This is a genomic window from Devosia sp. Root635 (assembly GCF_001427605.1).
Lineage (GTDB): Bacteria > Pseudomonadota > Alphaproteobacteria > Rhizobiales > Devosiaceae > Devosia.
This window is the reverse complement of sequence record NZ_LMGZ01000001.1, coordinates 290,293-314,095: the sequence shown is the minus strand read 5'-3', so window position 1 is coordinate 314,095 and position 23,803 is coordinate 290,293. Positions and strand designations below refer to the sequence as shown.

Below are 23,803 nucleotides of genomic sequence, written 5' to 3'. Positions count from 1 at the left end.
AGAGGGATAGAAAAGCCGCGTTCAGCGGATTTTCGAGGGTGAGGGGGTCTCTCCGCGAGCCGAATGCGTGGGAAAGCCCCCTCATCCGTCGCTGCGCGCCACCTTCTCCCACGAGGGGAGAAGGGGAGCCGGTGTTCGTCAGGTCTATTGCGCAGGAGCCATTGCATCCGTTGCAGCAGGAGCCATTGCATCGACGGCCGGAGCCTCGGCAGCGGGGGCAGTCGGCACGAAATCGGCAGGAATGAGCGGATCGATCTCAGCGGCGAGCTGCTCGAGCGTCTTGTCACCAGTGAGCGTCTTGCCGTTGACATAGAATGTCGGAGTGCCTGCCAGAGCGAATTCGTTGAGCGCCTGTTCGCGCAAGGCTTCCATCCCGGTGAACAGCTCCTGATTCGTCAATGCGGCATCAAAAGTTTCCTGGGTAAAGCCCAGTTGCTTGGCGATTTCGAGAATGGCGTCGCGCGGCGTCTGCGATGCGGCCCAGGTGGTCTGGGTCTTGAAATAGGTCGCCAGCACATTGTGGTAGTTGGTCGGGCCGGCGGCCTCGGCCAGCATGAACACGGCCGCATCGAGCACGTTGCGTACGAACGGCCGGGTGATGAACTTGACCTTGCCGGTATCGACATAGGCTTCCACGAAGCTCGGCAGCACATCGTTGGAGAAGGCCGCGCAGTGCGGGCAGGTCGGCGAGGCGTATTCGATGACCGTGACGGGCGCGGTTTCACTGCCCCGCACATGGTCAGCCACGCCGCCCGCGGGCGCCATCAGCTTGGCGACATCGACAACGTCCCCTTCGGCGGCGTTGGCGGTGGCGACCCCGCAAAGGCTCAGAGCCGATGCGGCAGCGGCCAGAATTAGGGTGTCACGGCGGTTGAATTTCACGGCTAACGCTCCTGTTTTGATGTGCGCGACACTACACGGGGCAATTGTGTGGGCAAGTGGGCACATTCATCAACCTACGGTGAACGGTCCGGTTGCATTGTCGCATATAATGGCGGGCTACTTCCTCCCCGATCTGCTGGATAGCGCGTGACCCAGTGTCCGCAACGCTTCCCTCAGATCATCGTCCGCCACTTCGGCCACCTGGGCCCCGACCTTTGCGATGACACTCTGGTTCGGTTGGCTGTGCTTTTCCGCCTTGTCGCCTGAACCCGGTGTGAACGGCTCGGCCGACAGTTTGACGGACCCCACCAGCACGAAGCCGAAATAGCGGTTGATGGCGGTGGCGATCCTGGGCCCCTCATGGGCGATGGCCAGCGCGTGGCCCGGCACGCAGCGCAGCAGCAGCGTGGCCCCCTCGGCGCTGCGCTCGCCGCGCGGCCAGGTCAGCTTGTCGGGAATGGCTACCACGTCATAGGGCGGAGGCGCCATGGCGACCCAGTGGGTGATGATGTCCCGGCTGGCAAAACCGCGCTTCTTCAGCACCGGATCGAGCGCGCCGCCAAGTATGTCGGCGATGTTCATCGTCCGATTGCGACGTTTCGGTTCTGGCTGCTCGTTTTTGGCCATGGTGATGGAGTACCGCCCAGCCGATCGTCCCACAAGGGCAAAGCCCACCCCCGGCGTCATTGCCCGGCTCGTCCGGGCAATCCACGGCTTCGCACATGCCAAGAAATGGATCACCCGGACGAGCCGGGTGATGGCGTTGGGGGGGTGATCGCTCCCTCTTGTGCAGATAGCCGGGGCGAGGTTATCGGAAGCATATGCATCTCTCCAATCCCGCTCCTATCGATGCCCCGGCTGTGCTCGCCTGGTACGAGTGCCATGCGCGCGACCTGCCCTGGCGCGTCTCGCCGGGTGATCGGGCGCGAGGCATCAAGCCCGATCCCTATCGGGTCTGGCTGAGCGAAGTGATGCTGCAGCAGACCACGGTGGCGGCGGTGAAGAGCTACTTCCGGCGCTTCACCAGCCTGTGGCCGACCATATTCGACCTCGCGGCAGCGCCGCTCGACAGCGTGCTCAAGGAGTGGGCGGGGCTCGGCTACTATGCCAGGGCGCGGAACCTGCATGCCTGCGCGCAGGCGGTGGTGCGCGAACATGGCGGCATGTTTCCGCGGAGTTCGGCGGGGTTGCAGGCGCTGCCGGGCGTGGGCGCCTATACCAGCGCCGCCATCGCCGCCATCTGCTTTGACGAACGTGTCGCGGTACTTGATGGCAATCTCGACCGGGTGCTGGCGCGGTACTATGCGCTGCCCGTGCCGGTGCGCGAGGCCAAGGAGGGATTGCGCGCGGCGCTGCAGGCCGCGGTGCCCGAACGGGCAGGGGACTTTGCGCAGGCGATGATGGATCTCGGCGCCACCATCTGCGCGCCGCGTGCAGCAGCCTGCATGGTGTGCCCGATCCAGCCCGGATGCGCTGCGACGAAAACGGGTGATCCGACGCGCTATCCGCTCAAGGCGGCCAAGCCTGAGCGGCCCACGCGCAAGGGTCATGCCTATGTGATGGTCGATGCCGATGGCGATGTCTATCTGCAGAGCCGGCCGGAAAAGGGACTGCTCGGCGGCATGACCGAGGTGCCTGGGTCGGACTGGGCAACGATGCTGCCGCTCGCCGATTATCCGGTGGAGGCCGCCTGGCAGCATCGGGGGCAGGTGGTGCATGTATTCACCCACTTCCGGCTGGAACTGGAGGTGTGGTCGGCGGTGGTGAGCCCCGAAAGGCTGGCCGGTGGCTGGTGGGCCGAGCGCCGGGCGCTCAGGGGCGAGGCGCTGCCGACCTTGTTCCGCAAGGTGCTGGCCCAGGCCGGCCTGGATTAGGCGGCCTGAAGCGGCGAATGCGGTGCGAGAACCTCGGCGTGGTGGTTCTTGACGGCGGTGAAATCCACTACCCGGTTGCGACCGGTTTCCTTGGCCTGATAGAGCGCGACATCGGCGCGGCGGAAGGCAGTGCGCGGTGATTCGCCGGGGGCACATTCGGAAACGCCGAAGCTGGCGCTGAGCCGTTCGCCCGCGGCCAGGATCGGGTGCATGGTTTCGTTGAAGCGCGCCCGGACCATATCGGCCAGGGCAAAGGCCTCCTCGGACGACTTGCCCGGCAGCAGCAGGGCGAATTCCTCGCCGCCGATGCGGCCGGCATGGTGCCCGGTGCGGGCCAGCAGCACGGCAAAGGTGCAGATCACGTCATCGCCCGCCTCGTGGCCGAAGCGGTCATTGACCAGCTTGAAATGGTCGATATCGCAGAAGATGACGCTGCCGCCATCGGCCAGGCAGTTTTCCGCGGCCTGGTCGAAGGCGCGGCGATTGAGCAGGCCGGTGAGGCCGTCATGCTCGGACTGCCGCTGATAGGCGGCGATGACGTCGCTGACATTGCGCGCCAGCAGCAGGAAGATGACCGGCGGCACCAGCAGGCCGGAAACGCTCATCACTGCGGTCTCGAACACTGACTCATGCAGCTCGGCAAAGGTTGCGTCCGGGCCAAACAGGATCAGCACCACCGGAATTCGGATAGCGCAGGTTATCGTGATCAGGCCGAGGCCTATGCTCAGCATGGTATCGAGTGGGCGCCGCTGCACCTGCCGTATCCACTGGATCATCGCATCGGTGACGGCAATGGTGCAGGCCGCCTGAATGCTCAGGGCCTGGTAGAAGAAGGGAACATCGAGCAACAGCAGGATCACCGCGAGCCCGGACAGGGCGGCGACCACCGATATAATGACACGGCGTTGCGGGGCGTGAGGCGACATCTCCCGGATGGCCTGGCCAGCGCAGAGATAGCCGAGCGGGGCCAGGGTCGCGGCGGCGGCGACTTCCCAGGGCCCGCCACCAGCGAGGGTCATGACCAGGGTCTGCGCGCTTCCCGCGGCCATTGCGACGGCAAGCCACGCCATCGGCACATTGCCGCGCATTCCCATGCTGGCACCGACACATAGTGCCGACGAAAAGCCGAGCAAGGCGGCGATCACGATATTAAGGCCAACCATAACGGTCACGGCAGCGTCCCCCAGCCGATAACACAGGCGCCGATGCTGGACGCCGCCGGTTAACACCAGCCTTCGTCCGTTGCGACCATGCGGATAGATCACTGCTATCGTTAAGAAATTGCGCAGGCGGCGATCGAGCTCGCCATTGACAACAGGGCGGGCATGAACGAGTTTCGCCCCATGAATTGCCGCCACGCCAGCCTCAAGACCTCGAAAAAAGCCCCGCTCAGGGGCTGATGGTCGCAGCGCGCAGTTTTTAGCAAGCACACGGATCACAAGACCCCGCCGGTTTCGGACGGGGCTTTTTATGCGCGCTCCGTCTCCGGCCCAAGGAGACACGACTATGGACGCGAACCTCTCACCCCTGCACGGCCTCTGGCTGCCGCTCATCACCCCGTTTCGCGACGGGGCGCTCGACGAACGATCCTTGCGCCGGCTGGTCGGCCACTATGCCGCCCAGCCGATCGACGGCTTCATCCTCGGCGCGACAACGGGGGAGGGCATGGCACTGGACGATGCGGAAGCCGAACGGCTGGTCTCGATCACCCGCGCGGAGCTCGATACGGCCGGAAGGCGCATTCCAGCCTATCTGGGGCTTTCCGGCAGCGACACGCGCAAGCTGGTCGGGGCGGTAGAGCGGACGGATGGTTGGGGCATGGACGGTTACCTGATCGCCTGCCCCTACTACACGCGGCCATCCCAGGACGGCCTGTTCGCGCATTTTTCGGCCCTGGCCGACAGCACCGGCAAGCCCATCCTCATCTACAACATTCCCTATCGAACCGGGGTTAACCTCGGCAACGAGACGATGCTCAGGCTGGCGGAGCGAACCAATATCATTGGCGTCAAGGATTGCTGCGCCGACCCGGCACAGAGCTTCGACCTGTTGCGGCAGAAGCCGGACCATTTCGCCGTGCTGACCGGGGAGGATGCATTCTACTATGCGGCGCTGACCCAGTGCGCCGACGGCGCCATCCTGGCCTCGGCCCATGTCCGCACCGCCGCGTTTGCCGCTGTTCGCGACAAGCTGCTCGCCGGTGACCAGCCGGGCGCGCTGGCCGACTGGCAGGGCCTCGTCGATATTCCCCGGCTGCTGTTTGCCGAGCCCAGTCCAGGCGCCATCAAGCACTGGCTGTGGCGGGACGGCCTGATCGACAGCCCGGAAATGCGGCTGCCCATGGTGCCGGTGAGTGCGGGACTGGTGGGAAGGATCGATAGAGAGCTACGCGCCACCACCGAACTTCGCGTCGTCGCCGACTAGAGCATCCCTCATGGGCCTGGGGACGGGGAATCCATAACCATTGCCGGGCTTCTCAAAGACGAGCTGACCCCGCGCGTGGTAGTCGCTGGCATATAGTTCCGCGCCGATCTTTGTCATCGCCAGGTTGATCGCCTGAACCGAATCCACGCCATGGGCGGCGCTTTTGCGGGGCCCGTTCGGCCAATCAATATCATAGTGACACGCCCAGGATCTGTCTTCCACGACAGGCTGATAGATACGCACTTCCAAGGGCGTGCTGGGGCCGCTGTCGTTCACGATCTGCAGAACTCGACTCGCTATCATGACCGTGCCTCAACAGCTCAGTGGCCGTATGGTTTTCCGGTAAGGCAATCACCATACCTGAACATTGCTTGCTCATGGCAACTAGCCAATCCCACCATGTTGCAATGAAAGGTATCATCCTTCAATTGTCGGTCGCATTCAGCCTCCGAAAATCTGTGTCTCATCGCTACATCACCGTCGCCAGTCCATTGCCACCATCGGGTCTGCCCGCGGGCACCCTGGGTTGGTTGGGATCGTAGCGCTTCAGCCAAAGCTCCGCCCGCCAAATTGAAATGGCTGCCCTGGCTTCAAGGATTGCACGTTTGAGTTCCGAATCTGACGTCGCCATCATGTCTCACCTCCAAGGGTCGACATGCTACCTGACCGTCCACGAGTGGGGATAAATGACGACAAAAAGGCCGCCGGGGCAAACCGGCGGCCAGTCAGTAGAGCCTGAGACGTGATTGGAGGTCAGGATCAGGCAGAAAGCAAATCAAGTTTTGCACGAATGCCCGTGCGCAACTCGTCGATGGGTGCTACGCGCCCATCCTGTTCGTGGTGCCAGAAGGTCCACCCGTTGCATGCTTCGGAACCCTGAACCAGCGCCCCCACCTTGTGGATGGAGCCCTGGTGCGTCCCGGAGACAAGTGAGCCGTCAGCACGAACCATGGCAGAGTAACGTTTCGTTAAGTCGAAGAGTTGCGTGCCCGGATCAATAAGTCCCTGCTCGATCAGTGAACCGAAGGGAATGCGGGCTTCCTTGCGCTTCGGCGTGACCGATTGCAGGGCTTCGAACACGCCCGGGCGGATCGCCGCGATGCGCTTGAGCGCGGCGTTGATATAGGTTTCCTCGCGATCGATGCCGATGAAATGGCGGCCCAGCTTGCGGGCGACGGCGCCAGTGGTGCCGGTGCCGAAGAAGGGGTCGAGCACGACATCGCCGGGCTTGGTGGTGGCATTGAGGATGCGGAACAGCAGGGCTTCGGGCTTCTGCGTCGGATGCACCTTCTCGTCGTCATCGTCCTTGAGCCGTTCGGCGCCGGTGCAGATGGGGAACAGCCAGTCGCTGCGCATCTGCGTATCGTCATTGGCCAGCTTCATGGCTTCATAGTTGAAGGTGACGCGGCTTTTCTGGCTTCTGGCAGCCCAGATCAGCGTTTCATGCGCATTGGTGAAGCGGGTGCCGCGGAAGTTTGGCATGGGGTTCGCTTTGCGCCAGATGACATCGTTCAGCATCCAGAAATCGAGATCCTGGAGCGCCGTGCCGACGCGGAAGATATTGTGATAGCTGCCGATGACCCAGAGGGCTCCATCGGGCTTGAGCACGCGGCGGGCCGCCTTGAGCCAGGCGCGGGTAAAGGCGTCGTAGTGGGCAAAGCTGTCGAACTTGTCCCAGTCGTCATCGACCGCATCGACCTTGCTCTGGTCGGGGCGGGTGAGGCCCTGATCGAGCTGCAGGTTATACGGTGGGTCCGCAAAGATGAGATCAACCGAGCCGGCCGGCAGGGCATTCATGTGGTCGATGCAATCGCCCACCAGAATTGTATCGATCGGGAGGCGCGGTGCCTCCTCCGCAGCGGCCTTCTGAGCCGTACGCGCGGTACGCAACATACACTTAACCCTAACGCAGTACTAACCCGGCCGTTATAGAACGTCAGAGTTAATAGAGTGTTTTTTCAAAGAGTTAGCGGGAGGTTAAGGGCACTTCCTCCGGGGGAGAGGAACAGCCTCAGGCCACCTTCATGCCCCGGACCCGTTCCCAGGCTTCCGCGACCGGGGCGAATTCCTCGCGGTGGTGGCGGCAGGGGCCGTGTTCGACCAGCGCGCGCATGTGCTGGGGGGTGGAATAGCCCTTGTGGCCGGCAAAGCCGAAATGCGGCGCGTCGCCGTCCATGATGCGGCACATGCGGTCGCGGGTAACCTTGGCGACGATGGAGGCGGCGGCGATAGAGACGCTGCGGCCGTCGCCGCCGATCAGCGCCAGCCCCTCGCAGGGCAGACCCATGGGCACGTCGCGGCCATCGATCAGCACGCGGTCGGGACGGAGGCTGAGGCTGCTGGCAGATTGGGCCATGGCCCAGAGCGTGGCGCCGCGGATATTGCGTGAGAGAATGATGGAGGGCGGAGCGACCACGACGGACACCGCCAGCGCCGTGGCCATCACCTGCTCGAACAGCAATTCGCGCTGTTCTTCGGTCAGCTTCTTGGAATCGTTGAGGCCGGGCGGAATGGCCGCGGCGTCGAGCACCACGGCCGAAACCACCACCGGCCCGGCCAGCGGCCCGCGCCCGGCTTCATCGACGCCGGCGACAATGCGGGCGCCGCGGGCCATGAGCGCGCGCTCATGGCTATAGTCGGGCTCGGTCTGGATGGACGAATCGAACAGCATGTCGCCCAGCATCGGCCCGCCGCGCCGCAAGTCAACCGAGGCGGGCGATGAGGCCTGCGTGATCGGGCACGAACAGGTGGTGGCCCCGCCGGTTGGTCTCATAGACAAAGTCGTGCAGTGCCTTGCTGGCCGCGACCTCGGTGGCGATATCGCCCTGTATGACGAGGCGCCGGCCATATTGTTCCATCTTCTGGAAGACCTCGCCGGCAATGCGCGTGCCGAGATCGAGAAAGCCGGGGGCGAGGCGGATGACCGGCACCACGATGATATCGGGGTCCGCGTCATAGGCTTCCCCGATGAGGTCGGGACCGGTCAGCTCGCCACCAAGAAGACCACCTTCGGGCGGCAATTCGCAGATGACTAGCCCCTTGTGCCTGGTGATATTCACGACGACCTCTCCGTGATTTAGCCCTGTGCCGGGCCGGGGCGGGTTGCTATAGTCGGTTCCGCCGGGGGGCGCCAGCAAAGAGAATTCGATGATCGCCAGAATTGGCAGCGCCTTTATTGTGCTCCTCGCGTCTTGCCTGCCGACCCTGGCCGAGCCGTTTCACCATTCATTTGGCGAGTGGCGGGAATACCATCGGGACTGGCTGGCGGCGTGCCCGGACGTGATCGATGAAAGCGCGACGGACTATTACGGCTTTTCCTGCTTTGCCAGCACCGGCAGCCAGGAACTGAACGGCGCCAACCTGCCGGCCTACAAACTGACCCTGTTTCGCAACCGGCTCAATGGCGAACTCGACCTGGCCATCACCGTGGCGGCCGACGGCGTCGAGGTCGACGTGAACAGGCCGCTGATCCTGGCCTTCGGCGGCGAGGCGCCCGAAGCCTTCGATTTCACGACTGATCTCGAGACGCGCTACAATACGGTCAACCAGTATTTCGTGGCCGACCCTGCCCGCAAGGCGGCGCTGATCGAGCGGATGAAGGAACGGAATTCCCTGATGCTCAGCGTGCCGCTCAGCGGTGACGCGGCGAGCAAGGAGGTCTGGCTGTCGCTGCGCGGCGTTATCGCTTCGCTCGACTTCATGGCTACCTATGCGCGCAAGGTGGCGCAGTACTAGGACCTTTAGAACAAGCTCATCTGCCGCTCTTCCAGGCGTGGCGCCACGAACAGGTCGTTGCGCAGGCTGGGCAGTTTCGCATCCAGCCCATAGCGCTCGCGCGCCTTGTCGAAGCGCTGGCGCAGCAGGGTGGCATAGGGGCCTTCGCCGGTCATGCGGGTGCCGAAGCGGGAGTCGTAGTCCTTGCCGCCGCGCGTATCGCGCACCAGCGCCAGTACATGACGCACCCGGTCGGGGAAGTGGCGCAGCAGCCATTCGCGGAACACGTCGCGCACTTCGCCGGGCAGGCGCAACAGAATCATCGAGGCGCTGGTGGCGCCCTGTGCCGCGGCGGCGTCGAGGATACGCTCGAGTTCCATGTCGTTGATGGCCGGGATCATCGGCGAGGCGAAGACGGCCACGGGAACGTCCGCTTCGCTGAGCAGGCGGATGGCTTCGAGCCGCCGGGCCGGCGAGGAGGCACGCGGCTCCATCCTGCGGCTGAGCTTGTGGTCCATCGAGGTCATCGAAATGGCCACTTTGACCAGCCCCAGCCTGGCCAGTTCGGTCAGGATATCGAGGTCACGGATGATCAGCGCCGACTTGGTGGTGATCATCACCGGGTGGCGGGTTTCGAGCATGACTTCGAGAATGCCGCGCGTCAGCTTGTGCTTGCGCTCGGCCGGCTGGTAGGGGTCGGTATTGGTGCCCATGGCGATGGGCTTGGTCTTGTAGCCCTTGGCGCCGATCTCGGCCCGCAGCGCCTCGACCGCATTGACCTTCACATAGATGTCGCGCTCGAATTCCACGCCGGCCGAATGGCCGAGGAAGGCATGGCTGGGCCGGGCATAGCAATAGGAGCAGCCGTGCTCACAGCCGCGATAGGCATTGATCGAGCGCTCGAAACCGATGTCCGGGCTGTCATTGGTAGTGATGATGGTCTTGGCGCGCTCGACATGCTCCACCGTCTCGAAGATCGACAGCGGTTCCACATTGTCCCAGCCGTCATCGAACCCCTCGCGCTTCTGTCTTTCGAAGCGCCCGGTAACATTACTCTGCGCCCCGCGGCCGCGGATGCGGTCGGGTTCGAGCAGTTCGCGCCGCGCCAGATCGGCGTCGCGGCTGCGGCTGAGCTTTTCCAACGCTTCGAAAGACGGGGCCTGATAGAGGGCCATGAGACATCTCCTGCCGGGCGCGCCGCAGTCGAATCGTGACTGCAGAACGCCTGGAAGATGTAGCAGTTCCAATGGAACAAAACAAGAACATGATGACTGGAGGCAACGCTATGGCCCGCCGCCTGGAGCTTAAATGGGTATCGCCGGCTCCGACTTGAAGAGGCAAAAACACGATTTCGCAAGGCAGAATTGCGTTTATGCGGGTGGACCTCGTCACCCGATCGGCCTAGATACGCCCTCCCTTCGCCTGCGGGTCATTTCGATCGCTTAATGCTTAAGTGAAAGATTTAGCATTGACCCTGGCGGAGACATAAATTACTAAAGCTATTGCTTAACGAAGATGCTGCTGACAGGGGCTGTCGCGGAATCTTTTCAAGGTGACGTCGAAATCCAGCGACGCCACCCGTCGTCCCGCTGACAAGGCAATTCCAGTTTTCAAGGAAAACACCATGAGTAACGACGCAACCACATTCGACGCGGACCTGGTCGGCGCGCCACCGGTCGTCCAGACCGATGCCGCGCGCAACAGGCTGGTCATCGCCCTGCTGCTGGTTTCCACCTTCGTTGTGTTTCTCAACGAAACCATTATGAGCGTGGCCATTCCCCATTTGATGACCGATCTGGGCGTCGCTGCCAGCGTCGCCCAGTGGCTGACCACGGCCTTCCTGCTGACCATGGCGGTCGTCATTCCGGTGACCGGCTTCCTGCTGCAGCGGCTCAATACGCGGCCGATCTTCCTGCTCGCCATGTCGATCTTCACATTGGGCACGCTCCTCTGTGCGGTGTCGCCCGGCATCGAGTTGCTGATCGCCGGCCGCGTCGTGCAGGCCGTCGGCACGGCCATCATGATGCCGCTGCTGATGACCACCGTCATGACGCTGGTTCCCCCGGAAGCCCGCGGCAAGACCATGGGCAATATCTCCATCGTCATGTCGGTGGCCCCGGCCATCGGCCCGACCATTGGCGGCTTCATCCTGGCCAATCTCGAATGGCGCTGGATGTTCATCCTGGTGCTGCCGATTGCCATCGGTGCCCTGCTGCTCGGCTGGCGCAAGATCCAGAACGTGTCGACGCCGCGCTATGCGCCGCTCGACGTCCTCTCGGTTATCCTGTCGGCTTTCGCCTTTGGCGGGCTGATCTACGGCCTGTCCAGCTTCGGCGAGAGCTTCGCCCATCCCGGCGACGCTACCGCCATGCCGATCTGGCTGCCGATCGCCGTTGGTGTGGTCGCCATGATCGCCTTCGTCTGGCGGCAGCTTGGCCTGCAGCAGGACAACAAGGCGCTGCTCGACCTGCGTGTGTTCCAGTCGCGGAACTATACGGTGTCGGTCAGCATGATGCTGGTGGCCATGATGGCGCTGTTCGGCACGGTGATCCTGCTGCCGATCTATACGGTGCAGGTGGTCGGCCTCGATACGCTGCAGACCGGTTTGCTGCTGCTGCCCGGCGGCCTCATCATGGGCCTGATGGGTCCGGTGGTTGGCCGTCTCTATGACCGTGTCGGTCCGCAGGTTCTGGCTGTGCCGGGCGCAATCCTGGTCTCGGCCGTGCTCTGGGCGCTGACCATGGTGGGCCAGGATACCTCGGTCTGGGCGCTGCTGGCCGGGCACGTCGTGCTGAGCATCGGCCTGTCGCTGATCTTCACGCCGGTCTTCACCTCCTCCATGGGTTCAGTGCGTAGCGAGCTTTATTCGCACGCTTCGGCGGTCCTGGGTTCGGTGCAGCAACTGGCCGGCGCGGCGGGTATTGCGCTGTTCATCGCGCTGATGACCATCCGCACGGCGGGTCTGGCGGGTGAGGGGCTCGATCCGGTCGAAGCCCTGGCCGCCGGCATCCGTTCGGCCTTCCTGGTTGGTGCGGTGATCTCGCTCTTCGCCATCGTCGCGGCCTTCTTCATCCGCAAGCCGGAAGGCAATGCGGGCATGAGCCACGGCCACTAAGACTAAATCCTGACAGAATGAATGGCGGCGCCGGTGACCTTCACCGGCGCCGTTTTTGTTGGATCAGCGCTCGTCCAGCCGGGGCATCAGTTCGACGAAATTGCACGGCTTGTGCCGGTAATCGAGCTGGTGGGTGAGGATGCCCTCCCAGGCGTCGCGGCAGGCGCCACGCGAACCGGGCAGGCAGAAGACGAAAGTGGTGCCGATCAGCCCCGCTGTGGCGCGCGACTGCAGCGAGCTGGTGCCGACGGTGGTGGCCGAATATTGGTGGAACAGCACCGAAAAGCCCTCCATCCGCTTGTCGAACAGCGGCTCGACCGCCTCGGGCGTCACGTCGCGGCCGGAAAAGCCGGTGCCCCCGGTAGTGAGGATCACGTCGACATCGGGATCGGCGACGAAGCCCTGCACCGCGCGGCGGATGAGCTGGATATCGTCGCGCACCACGACGCGCTCGGCGCAGCGGTGACCGTCGACCTCCAGCAGAGACTTAAGCAGGGCGCCGCCCGTGTCGGTTTCGAGCGTCCGCGTATCGGAAACGGCGATGACGGCGATGGAAAGCGGCTTGAACGCGCGATCCTCAAACCGGCTTGTCTTGAACATCGTCTTCGGGCCCCACCGTCTCGATAAGTTCATCCGGCACCGCGGCTTCGTGCTGCACTGGAATGTCGTCGACATCACTATCACCGCGTGGATCGAGCACAAAGGTTTCCGGCGTCACCTGCTTGTCGCTCATCGGTTGGAACGGCGCGCGCTCAGAGGCATCGACGCTTTTGCGGATGCGCATGCGGAGATAGGCGGTAACAGCCAGGGCGCCGTGGAAGGACGAAGTAACGATGAACAGGCCCACCGGCGACCAGGCGCCCATGATCACCGAGGCCAGAGCCGGGCCGATGGCCAGGCCGATGCCCAGGATCAGCAGCATGCCGCCGGCGATCTTGGCAAAATCGCCATCCTTGGCGAAGTCGTTGGCATGGGCCACGGCCACCGCGTAGATCGGGTTGGCCGCAAAGCCATAGGCTGCAAAGAGCACGAACATCATCCAGTTGGGGCCTGGATTGATGAGGACGGTGAGGGCCCCGACCACGGCGGCAAATCCGGATAGCCCGATCAGCACCAGCCGCCGGTCGATGCGGTCGGACAGGCGCCCAAATGGAATCTGCGCCACGGCGCCGAGAATGGCCGCGAGGGCAAAGAGCAGTGAAATGCCACCGGCATCGAGCCCCTGCTCGTGGCCGTAAACCGGGGCGAGAGTGCCGAAGGCGCCATTGGCCATGCCGACCGAAAAAGCGGCGATCGCCGCGACCGGCGAGGTGCGGTAGAGAAGGCCCACGTCGATCTTTGCCGACGACAGGGGACGCGGCTGCGGGCTCGACGTCATCGCCGTGGGCAGCACCGCACAGATGAAGCTGATGGCGCCGAGTACGAAGGGGACATAGCCGGCCGTGCCGGTGATCGACATGGAGATTTGCCCCAATGTCGAGGCGGCCATGTTGATGGTGACGTAGATCGAGAAGATAGTGCCCCGGCTCTTGTTCTCGGCCACTTCGTTGAGCCAGCTTTCCACGATCATCGCCGCGCCGGCAAAGCAGAAGCCGCTGAGCGCGCGCAACAGGATCCAACTGATATCGTTGATCAGCAGCAGGTTGAGCAGGATGGTGACGGTGCCGATGGCCGCCATGACCGAAAAGGCGCGGATATGCCCGACCTTGCGCACCACCATGGGCACGGTGATCGAGCCCACGACAAAACCCACCGACCAGCCCGTGCCGATCAGGCCCAGCGCCAGCAGCGAGAACCCTTCCTCGGCGCCGCGCACCGATAGCAGCAGGCCCTGCAGGCCGCCGCCGAACATGAGCAGCGCGGAGCCGAGGAACAGGGCGTAAATCTTGATTACAGAGGCCATGGCACTTTCGGCTGTGCTGGATCGGAACGTTGCAAATCGCAACGGTCACCATAACGCGACGTTCCCCGATTGGCAGGACGAAATTGGGAAGGATCACGACATTATGCCACGCCCTCGAACCACGAGGGCGTGGCATGAGCTTAGTTCAACCCCAGCTCTTCCGCCTTCAGCTTGAGGCTCAGCATGTCGCGCCAGGCCTGTTGCTTGGCGGCCGGGTTGCGCAGCAGGTAAGCCGGATGCAGCGTGGGAATGGCATCGACGGTGTGGTGGCCAATGGCGACGCTCGACCATTTGCCGCGCATCTTGATGATGCCGGTGGTGGTGGAGAAGATCGTCTGCATGGCAGGGCCGCCCAGCGTCATCACCAGCTTGGGGGCCACGAGCTCCACCTGGCGGTGCAGGAAGGGCAGGCAGAGCGCCATTTCCTCGGGCGTCGGGGTGCGGTTGCCGGGGGGGCGCCAGGGCACGGTGTTGGCGATATAGACATTGGTGCGGTCGAGCCCGATGGCACCAAGCATGCGATCGAGCAATTGCCCAGATTTGCCGACGAAGGGCTTGCCCTGCCGATCCTCCTCGGCGCCGGGGGCTTCGCCGATCAACATGATCTCGGCCTCCGGATTGCCATCGGCAAAGACGAGCTGGGTGGCGCGCAGCTTGAGCCCGCAGCCGTCATAGGCGCCTAGGATTGCCTGCAACTGATCGAGCGACTGCGCCGAAGCGGCAAGGCTGCGCGCTTCTGACGGATCGCCGCCGAGCATCGGAGCTTCGACGGGCCGCTCCGCAGCCGGTGCGGCTGCCGGGGGCGGCGTTACGCGCTGTGGCGGGCGCTGGGCGAAGCGATCCACCGGCTCCTCGCCCACGGCAGTATCGACGCCCGCCGCCCGATACCAATCGAGCACGGCGAGCATTTCGTCGTGATTTAGCGGTCGATCTTGAGCCATGTTCTCTGTTATGTCACAGCCCGTTTGGCGCGGCCAGCCGCGCCGGTTCCAAATGCGAGTTGAGGACAATCCTATATGGCAGAGGCCGGTTCGCGCGAAACCCTTTCGACCGATGTGCTGATCGTCGGCGCGGGTCCGTCGGGGCTCGCTGCGGCCATCCGGATCAAGCAGCGTCACCCCGAGATCGCGGTGACCGTGGTCGAAAAGGCCGCCGAACTGGGCGGACATATCCTCTCCGGCGCGGTGATGGACCCTGCCGGCCTCGACGCGCTGATTCCCGACTGGCGGCTCAAGGGCGCGCCGGTGGGGCCTGACGTTACCCGCGACACCTATCACCTGCTGACCGAAAAGCATGACTTCGCCCTGCCGCACCTGCTGGTGCCACCGCAGTTGAAGACGCGCGACGGCGTCATCGTCAGCCTCGGCAACCTGGTGCGCTGGTTGGGCGAACAGGCGGCCGGGCTGGGCGTCGATATTTTCCCGATGACCGCGGCGGTGGACGTGCTGTCGAGCGGCAAGGGGCCGGTGCGCGGTATCATCACCGGCGATCTTGGCCGCGACCATGAGGGCAACCCCAAGCCCGGCTTTGCCGAGGGCATTGCGCTTGAAGCCAAATATACGCTGATCGCCGAGGGCGCGCGGGGTTCGCTGGCCAAGCAGATCATCGGTGCACATCAACTGGCGCGCGAGCCGCAGAAATATGGGCTCGGCATCAAGGAAGTCTGGGAGATTCCGGCGGAGAAGCACCAGCAGGGCAGGGTGGACCATTATCTCGGCTTCCCGCTCGACAATGCCACGGCCGGCGGCGGCTTTGTCTATCATGCCGAGGATCGCAAGCTCTATGTCGGGCTGGTGACCTATCTCGACTATGCCGATCCGACGCTGTCGCCTTTCGATGAATTCCAGCGCTTCAAGACGCACAAATCGGTGGCGCCGCTGCTCGAGGGCGCGACGCGCCTCAGCTACGGCGCCCGTGCGGTGACGGCCGGTGGCTGGCAGTCGATCCCGACGTTGGCTTTTCCCGGCGGTGGGCTGATCGGTTGCGCGGCCGGCTTCATGAATGCGCCCCGGCTCAAGGCCATTCACAATGCCATCCTGTCCGGCATCGGTGCGGCTGACGCGGTGGCCGAGGCCATTGGCAAGGGTCGCCAGCACGATCTCATCAAGGATTTCGGTCATCGCATCATGGCTACCGGCATAGCCAGCGAGCTGCAGGGCGTGCGCAACGTCAAGCCGCTCTGGACCCGGCTGGGTACGGTGCTGGGCGCATTGGCGGGTGGGGTAGAGCTATGGAGCTCGGCTATTCTCGGCCACTCGCTGCTGGGCACGCTGCATCACGGCAAGCCGGACTATCAGGGGCTCAGGTCCAAGGGCACGCTGCCGGCCCGGACCTATGCCAAGCCGGACGGCAAGCTGACCTTCGATCGGGCTTCCTCGGTCTATCTGGCCAACCTGGCGCATGACGAGGACCAGCCGGTGCATCTGCGCCTGGCCGATCCCGCCATGCCGGTGCGCGACAACCTGCCGGTCTATGGCGAGCCGGCGCCGCTCTATTGCCCGGCTGGGGTCTATGAAATGGCCGAAGAAGCCGGGGCGCCGGTGTTCCGCATCCATGCCGCCAACTGCGTGCATTGCAAGACCTGCGACATCAAGGACCCGGCGCAAAATATCACCTGGGTCCCGCCCGAAGGGGGCAGCGGACCCAATTACAGCGGCATGTGAATTTCGGGCGGGATCACGCTATGTGGCGCGCCCTTGCGGCGCAGTCCCAAAACGGACAATCTTCGCCGCCAGAACCGGCCCGAACAGGCCAACGGAGTAACCAGCCTCGTGACATCGCTTCTGACCCGCATCGCGCGCCCGGCGCTCATCGCCGTGCTGCTCTCGGTATCAGCCGTTCATGCGACGCAATCGGCCCAGTCCGTGCAGACCGCGCAAACCGATCCGTTGACCGCTCTCGGCCTGCTGCCGATGTTCCGGACCAGCGTCACCGGCGCCTATATGGCTGGCCAGCAGGCGTTGCACGATCTGCGCACCGATGAGGCCGCCCGCTATTTCTACCAGGCGGCGCAAGGCGACTGGGACAATCCCGTGCTGGTCGAGCGCGCTTTCATCGCCTTCGCGGCCGATGGGCAGATCGGCCAGGCATCGTCGACTGCCAAGCACCTGCTCGAACTCGACCCCGACAATGAGCTGGCCGAACTCGTGGTTGCCACCGAGGCGCTCAAGGAACGCCGCTATGGCGCATCCGAGCAGATGCTGGGCGCCATCGGTCAGGACAGCTTCACCGGCATCACCGCCGGCATCCTGCGCGCCTGGGCGCTGGTCGGCGACAGCCGCAAGGCCGAGGCCGACGCCGAACTCGACAAGCTTGGTCAGTCCGGGCTCGAAGATTTCCTGGTCTTTCACCGGGCGCTGATGGCCGAGGCCTCGGGCGACACCGAAAGCGCCATCGAGCTGGCCGGCCGGGCCTTCGATGCCGAACCCTATGTGGCCCGCATCGTCGAAGTTTACGCCCGTATCCTCGCCAATGCCGGGCGGTTCGACGAAGCCAGGGACGTCATTGCCCAATTCGAGAACCAGGGCCTGACCCATCCGGTAGTGACCATCGTCAAGGAGCAGATCGAGGCCGGCCAACGTCCGGGGATTTTTGCCGCCAATGTCCAGGTCGGCGCTGCCGAAATGTTCCACGGCATCGGCGTGGCCCTGTCGCGCGACGGCAGCCTGGATCTCGCGCTGGTTTTCCTGCGCATGGGCCTCTATCTCGATCCCTCGGCCGATGTGATCGCGCTGGCGCTGGGGCAGTTGCTCGATACGGCCGACCAGCATGATGCGGCCAATACGATCTACGAGGCCGTGCCCGCCACCTCGCCGATGAAGCCGACAGCCGTGGTGCGCGTGGCGCAGAATCTCGATGCCACCGGCAATCGCGCGGAAGCGCTGCGCCGGCTCAACAACATCGTCGCCAGCCGTCCGAACGATCTCGATGCGGTGTCGGTGCTGGGCGACCTGCTGCGCTACGACGAGCAGTATGCGAAGGCCGCCGAGGCCTATACCGAAGCACTGGCCTTGACCGGCGGTGACAGCCCCTCGGACTGGCGCTTCTACTATGTGCGCGGCATCGCCTATGAACGGGCCAAGGAATGGCCCAAGGCCGAGGCCGATTTCCTCAAGGCGTTGGACCTCAATCCCGAGCAGCCGGCGGTGCTCAACTATCTCGGCTATAGCTGGATCGATCAGGACATGCACCTCGAACAGGCTCTCGATATGATCGAGAAGGCCGTCGAAGCGCAGCCGCAGGATGGCTATATCGTCGACTCGCTGGGCTGGGCCTTCTACAAGCTCGGCCGTATCGAGGAGGCGGTGACCACGCTCGAACAGGCCGTATTGCTGCGTCCCAACGATGCGGAGATCAACGACCATCTGGGCGACGCCTACTGGCGGGCCGGGCGCAAGCTCGAGGCCAGGTTCCAGTGGAATGTGGCTGCCTCGGTCGACGAAGTCGGCAACGTCAAGGAGCGCGTCGCCCCCAAGCTCGCCGAAGGGCTGACCGAAGCCAACGCGACCAAGTAGCTGCATGGCAGAACCGCTCCTCCAGCTCGCGCCGGCCAAGGTCAACCTGGCTTTGCATGTGACGCATCGGCGCGAGGACGGCTATCACGATCTCGAAAGCCTGGTCGTGTTCGCCGATGTCGCCGACGAACTTCAGGCGGAACCGGCCGACACCGACACGCTGGTTATCAGCGGCCCCTTTGCCAAGGCTCTGGGCGTGGGCGAAACCAATCTGGTGTCGCGCGCCGTGGCAGCGTTCCGTGCCCGCTGGCCCGATGCCGTGAAAGCCAGGCTGGCGCTGCATCTCACCAAGAACCTGCCTGTGGCGGCCGGCATCGGCGGCGGCTCGGCCGATGCAGCCGCGGCCCTGCGGCTGATGGCGGGGCTGTCGAGCCGCCCCATCGCGGTGCCCGATCTGGCCGACATGGCGGCGACACTGGGCGCCGATGTCCCGGCCTGCCTGGTCTCGATGCCGCTGGTGGCGCGCGGCGTCGGCGAAGTGCTGGCGCCGCTGCCCGAATTTCCGGCCTGCCACATCGTGCTGGTCAATCCCATGGTGCCGCTGGCGACGGCCGATGTGTTCCGGCGGTTGCGGGCGCATGACAATTATCCATTGCCCGAATTGCCCTCGCCGCTGACCCGGCCGGCGCAACTGGGCATCTGGCTTGCCGAAACGCGCAATGATTTGCAGCCGCCAGCGGTGAAACTGGTGCCGGTCATCGGCGATATCGTCGCGCACCTTGGCGAGACGCAGGGCTGCATGCTGGCGCGCATGTCGGGCTCGGGAGCGACAGTGTTCGGCTTGTTCGGGTCCAGCGGACAGGCGCATCAGGCGGCGCAGGTGATGCGGGCGGCCAATCCGGACCATTGGGTCGCGGCCGCGCCGCTGATATTGCCGTAGAGTCAGGCCCTCGTGGTACGTGCCCTAGTAAGCCCGCAACACGCTGAATTCGACCACGTCGGCCAGCAGCGCACGCATGTCGGAGGCTGGCAGGACATTGAGTGCCTGTTGGGCCGCCCTTGCATGGGCATGGGCCTGATCCAGCGTGCGGGCGAGCGCCTTGTGGCGCTCCAGAATCGCGACCACCCCGGCAACCTGCTCGGCACTGGCCTCGGCATCGCCTAGGGCCGTGGTGATGATAGCGCGTTCGGCGTCGCTGCCATCGGCCAGCGCCAAAATGATCGGCAGGGTCATCTTGCCTTCGCGCAGGTCGTCGCCGGTATTCTTGCCCAGCGTGCCGGCCTGCCCGCCATAGTCGAGCGCGTCGTCGACGAGTTGGAAGGCATTGCCCAGCTCGAGCCCGTAACGGGCCAGCGCCTCCCGTCCGGTGGCGTCAGCGCCGCCCGACATGGCGCCCACTTCGCAGGCCGCCTCGAACAGTACGGCGGTCTTGGCGCGGATGACTTCGGCATAGTCGGCCGGCGTGGTGCTGAGGTCGCCCGTCTTGGCAAGCTGGAACACTTCACCCTCGGCCATCACGGCCGAAGCCGCCGACAGCACACCGAGTGCGGCGATGTCGCCGGTTTCCACCATCATCATAAAGGCCTGGCCGAGCAAGAAATCGCCCACCAGGATGGAGGCCTTGTTACCCCAGACCATGCGGGCGGCCGGCTTGCCGCGGCGCATGTCGCTCTCATCGACGACATCGTCGTGGAGCAGGGTGGCATTGTGCATGAACTCGACGGCAGCAGCGAAATTGATGGCGCTGCCCTTGCCCTTGCCGAAGAGCTGCGCGGCAGCGACGGTCAGCATGGGGCGCAGGCGTTTGCCGCCGCTCTCGATGAGGTAGCGGGCGAGTTCGGGCACCATTTCGACATGAGAATCGGCGCGACTCAGAATGAGCGCGTTGACCTCGGCCATATCGGCGGCGGTCGCTTCAAGCAGCCGTTCGACCGGATTGGCCACCGGCGCTTCTCTCATCTGCGTCAGAACTGACACTGCTGTTTCCGTCCTCGTTTGCCGTTTTGGCAAATCTGGTTGAGCCTGTGGCACCGGGCCATGTAAGGTCGCGCCAAACCGGCCTTCGGGGTGCGATGTCCCTAGACCAGCCAAAAGCCTTTGTAAAACACCAAACAGTAACGCGCGATGCCTTTTTAGGAGGCAGGCTCACTCTGTCGCAGCCCAGCCGCGGTTTCCGTGCGGGGCTCGACAGTGTGTTGCTCGGCGCGGCGGTGACGGAAGGCCGCAAAAGCCTGCTGGACCTGGGCTGCGGCGTGGGTACGGCCGCCTTTGTTGCCATGACGTTCAATACCGGGCTCGCGGCCATTTTGGCCGACCAGAATGCCGAAATGGCGGCGCTGGCCGAGGCCAATGCCGCCGATAACGGGCTCGCTGGCCGGTCGCGGATCGTCATCGCCGACGTGACCGGCAAGGGCGCCAACCGGCACAAGGCGGGCCTCGTCGACAACAGCTATGACTGCGTTATCGCCAATCCGCCCTTTTTCGCCGACGGCGATGGCACGCTGGCTGCCGATGCCGGCCGGGCGGGGGCGCGGCACATGGACGCCGCCTTGCTCGATCTATGGATCAAGTCTGCCGCCGGTGCTGCGGCAGCGGGCGGCGAGGTGATTTTCGTCTATCCCTCGCAAAGCCTCGCACCTTTGCTGGCTGGATTCACCCGGAGATTCGGCGCGGTTACGGTATTGCCGCTGAGCCCGCGCGAGGGCGAAGCGGCGAGCCGCGTGCTGGTGCGTGGCATCAAGGGTTCGCGCGCGCCGCTGACGCTGCTGGCCGGGCGTGCGCTGCACGAACTGACGGGCCGCGCCTTCCGCCCTGAATTCGATGCAATCTTTCGTGGCACGGCGCGGCTTGTCTGGTAATCGGCGCGGACACGCCCTAAATCTGGCCCGACGAAACGAGGATCGAACATGGCCGCCCTGACCGTGACCACCAAGGACCGCCCATGACCGGCATGCTGCTCCGCGTCCTGATCTTCGCTATTATCGGCATCGCCATCTGGTTGGGTGTGCGCAAGATCTGGCGCGACTGGACCAGCCAGTTCAAGGCCGACGACGAGGAAGTGCGCCGCTTGCGCCGCGAACGCGACCTGCACGAACGGGCGCAACCGGGCGTCATCGACCTCAAGCGCGACGAAGATGGCACCTTCCGGCCCGGCGACGACGACAAACGCCGTTGACCCTGACGGGCGGTCAAACTAGAGGTTTGTCCCGAAATCAGGGACTGCCAGATGACCAACCGCCCGCCGCATATGGACCCGAGGAATTCCTTCCAGGGTCTGATCCTGACGCTGCAGAATTACTGGGCGGAGCAGGGTTGCGTGATCCTGCAGCCCTACGACATGCAGATGGGCGCCGGCACCTTCCACACCGCCACGACGCTGCGCGCCCTCGGTCCCAAGCCGTGGAAGGCCGCCTATGTGCAGCCCAGCCGCCGGCCCAAGGATGGTCGCTATGGCGAGAATCCCAACCGGCTTCAGCATTATTACCAGTTCCAGGTGATCCTGAAGCCGTCGCCGGACAATATCCAGGATCTCTATCTCAGGTCGCTTGCCGAAATCGGCCTCGATGCCAGCCTGCACGATATCCGCTTCGTTGAGGATGACTGGGAAAGCCCGACGCTGGGCGCCTGGGGCCTGGGCTGGGAATGCTGGTGCGACGGCATGGAAGTCAGCCAGTTCACCTATTTCCAGCAGGTAGCGGGTTTTGAATGCTCGCCGGTGCCGGGCGAAATCACCTATGGGCTCGAACGCCTCGCCATGTATGTGCAGGGCGTCGAAAACGTCTATGACCTCAATTTCAACGGCGGCACTGGCGACGACAAGGTCACCTATGGCGACGTGTTCCTGCAGAACGAGCAGGAATCCAGCAAATACAATTTCGAGGCGGCCGACACCGAAATCCTGTTCCGTCACTTCGATGATGCGGAAAAGGAATGCCGCTCGATCCTGGCCAAGGGTGCCGCGGGCAACCGCCAGACCATGGCGATCCCCGCCTATGAGCAGGTCGTCAAGGCCAGTCACAATTTCAATCTGCTCGACGCCCGCGGCGTCATCTCGGTCACCGAGCGCCAGAGCTATATCCTGCGCATCCGCGAACTCGCCAAGAGCTGCGGCGAGGCCTGGCTGCAGACGGCAGGCGGCGGGGCGGAGTAACCGCCCCGCGCTATTCAGGCATTGGGCTGCGCCACTGACAGCACCGTCAGCATGTGACGCTTGTGCGCGCGGTCGCGCCAGGTGATGGACTGGCCGACTCGCAGGCCGATCAGGGCCGTGCCGACCGGCGTCAGCACGGAGATGCGACCAGTGGCAATGTCGGCGTCGACGGGATAGACCAGCGTCACCTGCGGTTCCTGCCCGGAATCAGTGCGATACTGCACCGTGGAGCCCATGCGGATGATGTCCGCGGGCACCTTGGTATCATCGACCACGCGGGCGCGTTCGAGTTCGCGGAGCAGGGTGTCGGACTGGTCGGGCGTGCGGTCAAGCCCGGCCATGGCCAGGATGTTGAGCTGGCGGTGGTCCGCTGCACCTAGCACGATCCTGGGGCTGAGGTCGTTGTGAATGGTCGTCGTCATGATGTGTGTTCTCGTATGGCCGTTGTCGCGCTTTCAGGCGCGCCGGTTCGGCGATGATTGATTTGGAAAATGCGCCAGATCGCGGCAGAACTGCTGCGCGCCTACCCTAAGCAGGCGCCGGCGCTGCGGGCATGCTTAGGGTTGATATCCCGCGAGGGGATTTTCCAGCCAATGTGCAGCGGTTCTGATCATGAGATGAACGTAGTGCTGGAAGCGGCCAAAGGCAAGATGCCGCCCATTGCGCCCAAATCGGTGGAATGCCAATCTTCCGCGCAATCCTGATGCGCATGAGGAGTCACGCACATGATCGGTTGGATCATCCTTGGCCTTGTCGTTGTCGCCGCTTTTTACGCCATTACCATCTATAACGGTCTGGTGAAGAACCGGCAGATGGTGGAGGAGGGCTGGTCCGGTATCGACGTGCAGCTCAAGCGCCGCACTGACCTCATTCCCAACCTCCTGGAAACCGTGAAGGGCTATATGGGCCATGAGCGCGAAACGCTCGAGGCGGTGACCAATGCCCGCGCCGCCGCCACCAGCGCCGCCAATGGCACGCCCGAACAGCGTGCCGCGGCCGAAGGCCAGTTGTCGTCGGCTTTGGGCCGGTTGATCGCCACCGCCGAGGCCTATCCGGACCTCAAGGCCAACACTACCTTCCTCGAATTCCAGGAAGCGCTGCAGACGGTCGAGGACGAAATCCAGATGGCGCGCCGCTACTACAATGGCGCGGTGCGCAACCTCAACGTCATGGTCGAATCGGTGCCGTCCAACTTCATCGCCGGCCCCTTCGGCTTCCAGAAGGCGCAGTATTTTGAGCTGGAGAACGAGGCTGACCGGGCCGTGCCCTCGGTCAAGTTCAACTAG

General features: G+C 64.1%; 25 protein-coding genes. 12 read left to right on the top strand and 13 right to left on the bottom strand.

The window, feature by feature from the left end; genetic code table 11:
- Positions 1 to 144: 144 nt before the first annotated feature.
- Together ASD80_RS01545 and ASD80_RS01540 are read right to left on the bottom strand one after the other, a co-directional pair.
- Positions 145 to 882 carry a thioredoxin domain-containing protein gene (locus ASD80_RS01545; protein ID WP_056227942.1) on the bottom strand — a complete coding sequence of 246 codons (738 nt, stop codon included), beginning with the start codon at positions 880 to 882 and terminating at the stop codon, positions 145 to 147.
- A gap of 117 nt (positions 883 to 999) precedes the next feature.
- The gene (locus ASD80_RS01540; protein WP_056227939.1) at positions 1,000 to 1,464 is read right to left on the bottom strand and encodes a DUF721 domain-containing protein; all 465 of its coding nucleotides are present in this window, start codon (positions 1,462 to 1,464) and stop codon (positions 1,000 to 1,002) included.
- Positions 1,465 to 1,703: 239 nt separating this feature from the next.
- On the opposite strand from ASD80_RS01540, the gene ASD80_RS01535 reads away from it, so the two are divergent.
- Entirely contained in the window at positions 1,704 to 2,756 is a 1,053-nt protein-coding gene (locus ASD80_RS01535; RefSeq protein ID WP_056227936.1) for an A/G-specific adenine glycosylase, read from the top strand.
- On the opposite strand, the gene ASD80_RS01530 is transcribed toward ASD80_RS01535, so the two are convergent.
- Entirely contained in the window at positions 2,753 to 3,919 is a 1,167-nt protein-coding gene (locus ASD80_RS01530) for a sensor domain-containing diguanylate cyclase (protein WP_056227933.1), read from the bottom strand. The genes ASD80_RS01535 and ASD80_RS01530 overlap by 4 nt on opposite strands.
- Before the next feature lie 343 nt (positions 3,920 to 4,262).
- Between ASD80_RS01530 and ASD80_RS01525 the strand changes: the two genes are divergently transcribed.
- Positions 4,263 to 5,180, top strand: coding sequence for a 4-hydroxy-tetrahydrodipicolinate synthase family protein (locus ASD80_RS01525; protein WP_056227931.1), 918 nt, complete (start codon positions 4,263 to 4,265; stop codon positions 5,178 to 5,180).
- Here the strand turns inward: ASD80_RS01525 and ASD80_RS01520 are convergent.
- The 4 genes from ASD80_RS01520 to ASD80_RS01505 all read right to left on the bottom strand — a co-directional run bounded on the left by ASD80_RS01520 (position 5,142) and on the right by ASD80_RS01505 (position 8,239).
- The gene (locus tag ASD80_RS01520) at positions 5,142 to 5,483 is read right to left on the bottom strand and encodes a DUF6968 family protein (RefSeq protein ID WP_056227928.1); all 342 of its coding nucleotides are present in this window, start codon (positions 5,481 to 5,483) and stop codon (positions 5,142 to 5,144) included. The two genes, ASD80_RS01525 and ASD80_RS01520, sit on opposite strands and share 39 nt — an antisense overlap.
- 456 nt (positions 5,484 to 5,939) lie before the next feature.
- Positions 5,940 to 7,073: a site-specific DNA-methyltransferase gene (locus ASD80_RS01515; RefSeq protein ID WP_056227925.1), complete on the bottom strand. Its 1,134-nt coding sequence runs from the start codon at positions 7,071 to 7,073 to the stop codon at positions 5,940 to 5,942.
- A 118-nt stretch (positions 7,074 to 7,191) separates the two neighbouring features.
- Entirely contained in the window at positions 7,192 to 7,863 is a 672-nt protein-coding gene (locus ASD80_RS01510; protein ID WP_244488901.1) for a ribonuclease HII, read from the bottom strand.
- Positions 7,864 to 7,882: 19 nt separating this feature from the next.
- On the bottom strand, positions 7,883 to 8,239 hold the full coding sequence (locus ASD80_RS01505; RefSeq protein WP_200950192.1) for a DUF4180 domain-containing protein: 357 nt from the start codon (positions 8,237 to 8,239) through the stop codon (positions 7,883 to 7,885).
- 88 nt (positions 8,240 to 8,327) lie between these two features.
- On the opposite strand from ASD80_RS01505, the gene ASD80_RS01500 reads away from it, so the two are divergent.
- Entirely contained in the window at positions 8,328 to 8,915 is a 588-nt protein-coding gene (locus ASD80_RS01500; protein WP_056227922.1) for a hypothetical protein, read from the top strand.
- Between the two features lie 5 nt (positions 8,916 to 8,920).
- Here the strand turns inward: ASD80_RS01500 and ASD80_RS01495 are convergent, their stop codons facing one another.
- A complete protein-coding gene (locus ASD80_RS01495; protein ID WP_082554966.1) occupies positions 8,921 to 10,069 on the bottom strand; it encodes a PA0069 family radical SAM protein in 1,149 nt (382 codons plus the stop codon).
- A 449-nt stretch (positions 10,070 to 10,518) separates the two neighbouring features.
- On the opposite strand from ASD80_RS01495, the gene ASD80_RS01490 reads away from it, so the two are divergent.
- Positions 10,519 to 12,009, top strand: coding sequence for an MDR family MFS transporter (locus tag ASD80_RS01490; RefSeq protein WP_056227919.1), 1,491 nt, complete (start codon positions 10,519 to 10,521; stop codon positions 12,007 to 12,009).
- A gap of 63 nt (positions 12,010 to 12,072) precedes the next feature.
- Here ASD80_RS01490 and moaB read toward each other — a convergent pair whose 3' ends face one another.
- The 3 genes from moaB to ASD80_RS01475 form a co-directional block, all read right to left on the bottom strand.
- Positions 12,073 to 12,609, bottom strand: a complete 537-nt coding sequence (gene moaB, locus ASD80_RS01485; RefSeq protein ID WP_056227917.1) for a molybdenum cofactor biosynthesis protein B — start codon at positions 12,607 to 12,609, stop codon at positions 12,073 to 12,075.
- The gene (locus ASD80_RS01480) at positions 12,587 to 13,912 is read right to left on the bottom strand and encodes an MFS transporter (RefSeq protein ID WP_082554965.1); all 1,326 of its coding nucleotides are present in this window, start codon (positions 13,910 to 13,912) and stop codon (positions 12,587 to 12,589) included. The genes moaB and ASD80_RS01480 overlap by 23 nt, the downstream gene beginning before the upstream one ends.
- Positions 13,913 to 14,052: 140 nt before the next feature.
- Complete coding sequence (locus ASD80_RS01475; protein ID WP_056227913.1) at positions 14,053 to 14,853, bottom strand: uracil-DNA glycosylase; 801 nt, start codon at positions 14,851 to 14,853, stop codon at positions 14,053 to 14,055.
- Between the two features lie 75 nt (positions 14,854 to 14,928).
- Here ASD80_RS01475 and ASD80_RS01470 point away from each other — a divergent pair, with 75 nt between their 5' ends.
- From ASD80_RS01470 to ASD80_RS01460, 3 genes are all read left to right on the top strand, one after another.
- Positions 14,929 to 16,575: an electron transfer flavoprotein-ubiquinone oxidoreductase gene (locus ASD80_RS01470; RefSeq protein ID WP_056227910.1), complete on the top strand. Its 1,647-nt coding sequence runs from the start codon at positions 14,929 to 14,931 to the stop codon at positions 16,573 to 16,575.
- A gap of 108 nt (positions 16,576 to 16,683) precedes the next feature.
- Positions 16,684 to 18,426, top strand: coding sequence for a tetratricopeptide repeat protein (locus tag ASD80_RS01465; RefSeq protein ID WP_156460270.1), 1,743 nt, complete (start codon positions 16,684 to 16,686; stop codon positions 18,424 to 18,426).
- 4 nt (positions 18,427 to 18,430) lie between these two features.
- Complete coding sequence (locus ASD80_RS01460; protein WP_056227905.1) at positions 18,431 to 19,306, top strand: 4-(cytidine 5'-diphospho)-2-C-methyl-D-erythritol kinase; 876 nt, start codon at positions 18,431 to 18,433, stop codon at positions 19,304 to 19,306.
- 24 nt (positions 19,307 to 19,330) lie between these two features.
- Here ASD80_RS01460 and ASD80_RS01455 read toward each other — a convergent pair whose 3' ends face one another.
- A complete protein-coding gene (locus ASD80_RS01455; RefSeq protein ID WP_056227902.1) occupies positions 19,331 to 20,326 on the bottom strand; it encodes a polyprenyl synthetase family protein in 996 nt (331 codons plus the stop codon).
- A 233-nt stretch (positions 20,327 to 20,559) separates the two neighbouring features.
- On the opposite strand from ASD80_RS01455, the gene ASD80_RS01450 reads away from it, so the two are divergent.
- The 3 genes from ASD80_RS01450 (at position 20,560) to ASD80_RS01440 (ending at position 22,517) form a co-directional block, all read left to right on the top strand.
- The gene (locus tag ASD80_RS01450; protein WP_162247294.1) at positions 20,560 to 21,225 is read left to right on the top strand and encodes a methyltransferase; all 666 of its coding nucleotides are present in this window, start codon (positions 20,560 to 20,562) and stop codon (positions 21,223 to 21,225) included.
- 83 nt (positions 21,226 to 21,308) lie between these two features.
- Positions 21,309 to 21,542, top strand: a complete 234-nt coding sequence (locus ASD80_RS01445; RefSeq protein ID WP_056227895.1) for a hypothetical protein — start codon at positions 21,309 to 21,311, stop codon at positions 21,540 to 21,542.
- A 72-nt stretch (positions 21,543 to 21,614) separates the two neighbouring features.
- Complete coding sequence (locus tag ASD80_RS01440; RefSeq protein WP_056228232.1) at positions 21,615 to 22,517, top strand: glycine--tRNA ligase subunit alpha; 903 nt, start codon at positions 21,615 to 21,617, stop codon at positions 22,515 to 22,517.
- A gap of 14 nt (positions 22,518 to 22,531) precedes the next feature.
- Here ASD80_RS01440 and rnk read toward each other — a convergent pair whose 3' ends face one another.
- The gene (gene rnk, locus ASD80_RS01435; RefSeq protein WP_056227892.1) at positions 22,532 to 22,939 is read right to left on the bottom strand and encodes a nucleoside diphosphate kinase regulator; all 408 of its coding nucleotides are present in this window, start codon (positions 22,937 to 22,939) and stop codon (positions 22,532 to 22,534) included.
- A 69-nt stretch (positions 22,940 to 23,008) separates the two neighbouring features.
- On the opposite strand from rnk, the gene ASD80_RS01430 reads away from it, so the two are divergent.
- Positions 23,009 to 23,221 (top strand): hypothetical protein, encoded by a 213-nt coding sequence (locus tag ASD80_RS01430; RefSeq protein ID WP_056227889.1) that lies wholly within the window; start codon positions 23,009 to 23,011, stop codon positions 23,219 to 23,221.
- Between the two features lie 21 nt (positions 23,222 to 23,242).
- A complete protein-coding gene (locus tag ASD80_RS01425) occupies positions 23,243 to 23,803 on the top strand; it encodes a LemA family protein (RefSeq protein WP_056227888.1) in 561 nt (186 codons plus the stop codon).

Coding starts and splice junctions, on each gene's coding strand:
- ASD80_RS01540 (WP_056227939.1), bottom strand. CDS start 1,464: ATGAACATCGCCGACATACTTGGCGGCGCGCTCGATCCGGTGCTGAAG.
- ASD80_RS01535 (WP_056227936.1), top strand. CDS start 1,704: ATGCATCTCTCCAATCCCGCTCCTATCGATGCCCCGGCTGTGCTCGCC.
- ASD80_RS01530 (WP_056227933.1), bottom strand. CDS start 3,919: ATGGTTGGCCTTAATATCGTGATCGCCGCCTTGCTCGGCTTTTCGTCG.
- ASD80_RS01525 (WP_056227931.1), top strand. CDS start 4,263: ATGGACGCGAACCTCTCACCCCTGCACGGCCTCTGGCTGCCGCTCATC.
- ASD80_RS01520 (WP_056227928.1), bottom strand. CDS start 5,483: ATGATAGCGAGTCGAGTTCTGCAGATCGTGAACGACAGCGGCCCCAGC.
- ASD80_RS01515 (WP_056227925.1), bottom strand. CDS start 7,073: ATGTTGCGTACCGCGCGTACGGCTCAGAAGGCCGCTGCGGAGGAGGCA.
- ASD80_RS01510 (WP_244488901.1), bottom strand. CDS start 7,863: ATGCTGGGCGACATGCTGTTCGATTCGTCCATCCAGACCGAGCCCGAC.
- ASD80_RS01500 (WP_056227922.1), top strand. CDS start 8,328: ATGATCGCCAGAATTGGCAGCGCCTTTATTGTGCTCCTCGCGTCTTGC.
- ASD80_RS01495 (WP_082554966.1), bottom strand. CDS start 10,069: ATGGCCCTCTATCAGGCCCCGTCTTTCGAAGCGTTGGAAAAGCTCAGC.
- ASD80_RS01490 (WP_056227919.1), top strand. CDS start 10,519: ATGAGTAACGACGCAACCACATTCGACGCGGACCTGGTCGGCGCGCCA.
- moaB (WP_056227917.1), bottom strand. CDS start 12,609: ATGTTCAAGACAAGCCGGTTTGAGGATCGCGCGTTCAAGCCGCTTTCC.
- ASD80_RS01480 (WP_082554965.1), bottom strand. CDS start 13,912: ATGGCCTCTGTAATCAAGATTTACGCCCTGTTCCTCGGCTCCGCGCTG.
- ASD80_RS01475 (WP_056227913.1), bottom strand. CDS start 14,853: ATGGCTCAAGATCGACCGCTAAATCACGACGAAATGCTCGCCGTGCTC.
- ASD80_RS01470 (WP_056227910.1), top strand. CDS start 14,929: ATGGCAGAGGCCGGTTCGCGCGAAACCCTTTCGACCGATGTGCTGATC.
- ASD80_RS01460 (WP_056227905.1), top strand. CDS start 18,431: ATGGCAGAACCGCTCCTCCAGCTCGCGCCGGCCAAGGTCAACCTGGCT.
- ASD80_RS01455 (WP_056227902.1), bottom strand. CDS start 20,326: ATGAGAGAAGCGCCGGTGGCCAATCCGGTCGAACGGCTGCTTGAAGCG.
- ASD80_RS01445 (WP_056227895.1), top strand. CDS start 21,309: ATGACCGGCATGCTGCTCCGCGTCCTGATCTTCGCTATTATCGGCATC.
- ASD80_RS01440 (WP_056228232.1), top strand. CDS start 21,615: ATGGACCCGAGGAATTCCTTCCAGGGTCTGATCCTGACGCTGCAGAAT.
- rnk (WP_056227892.1), bottom strand. CDS start 22,939: ATGACGACGACCATTCACAACGACCTCAGCCCCAGGATCGTGCTAGGT.
- ASD80_RS01430 (WP_056227889.1), top strand. CDS start 23,009: ATGCGCCAGATCGCGGCAGAACTGCTGCGCGCCTACCCTAAGCAGGCG.
- ASD80_RS01425 (WP_056227888.1), top strand. CDS start 23,243: ATGATCGGTTGGATCATCCTTGGCCTTGTCGTTGTCGCCGCTTTTTAC.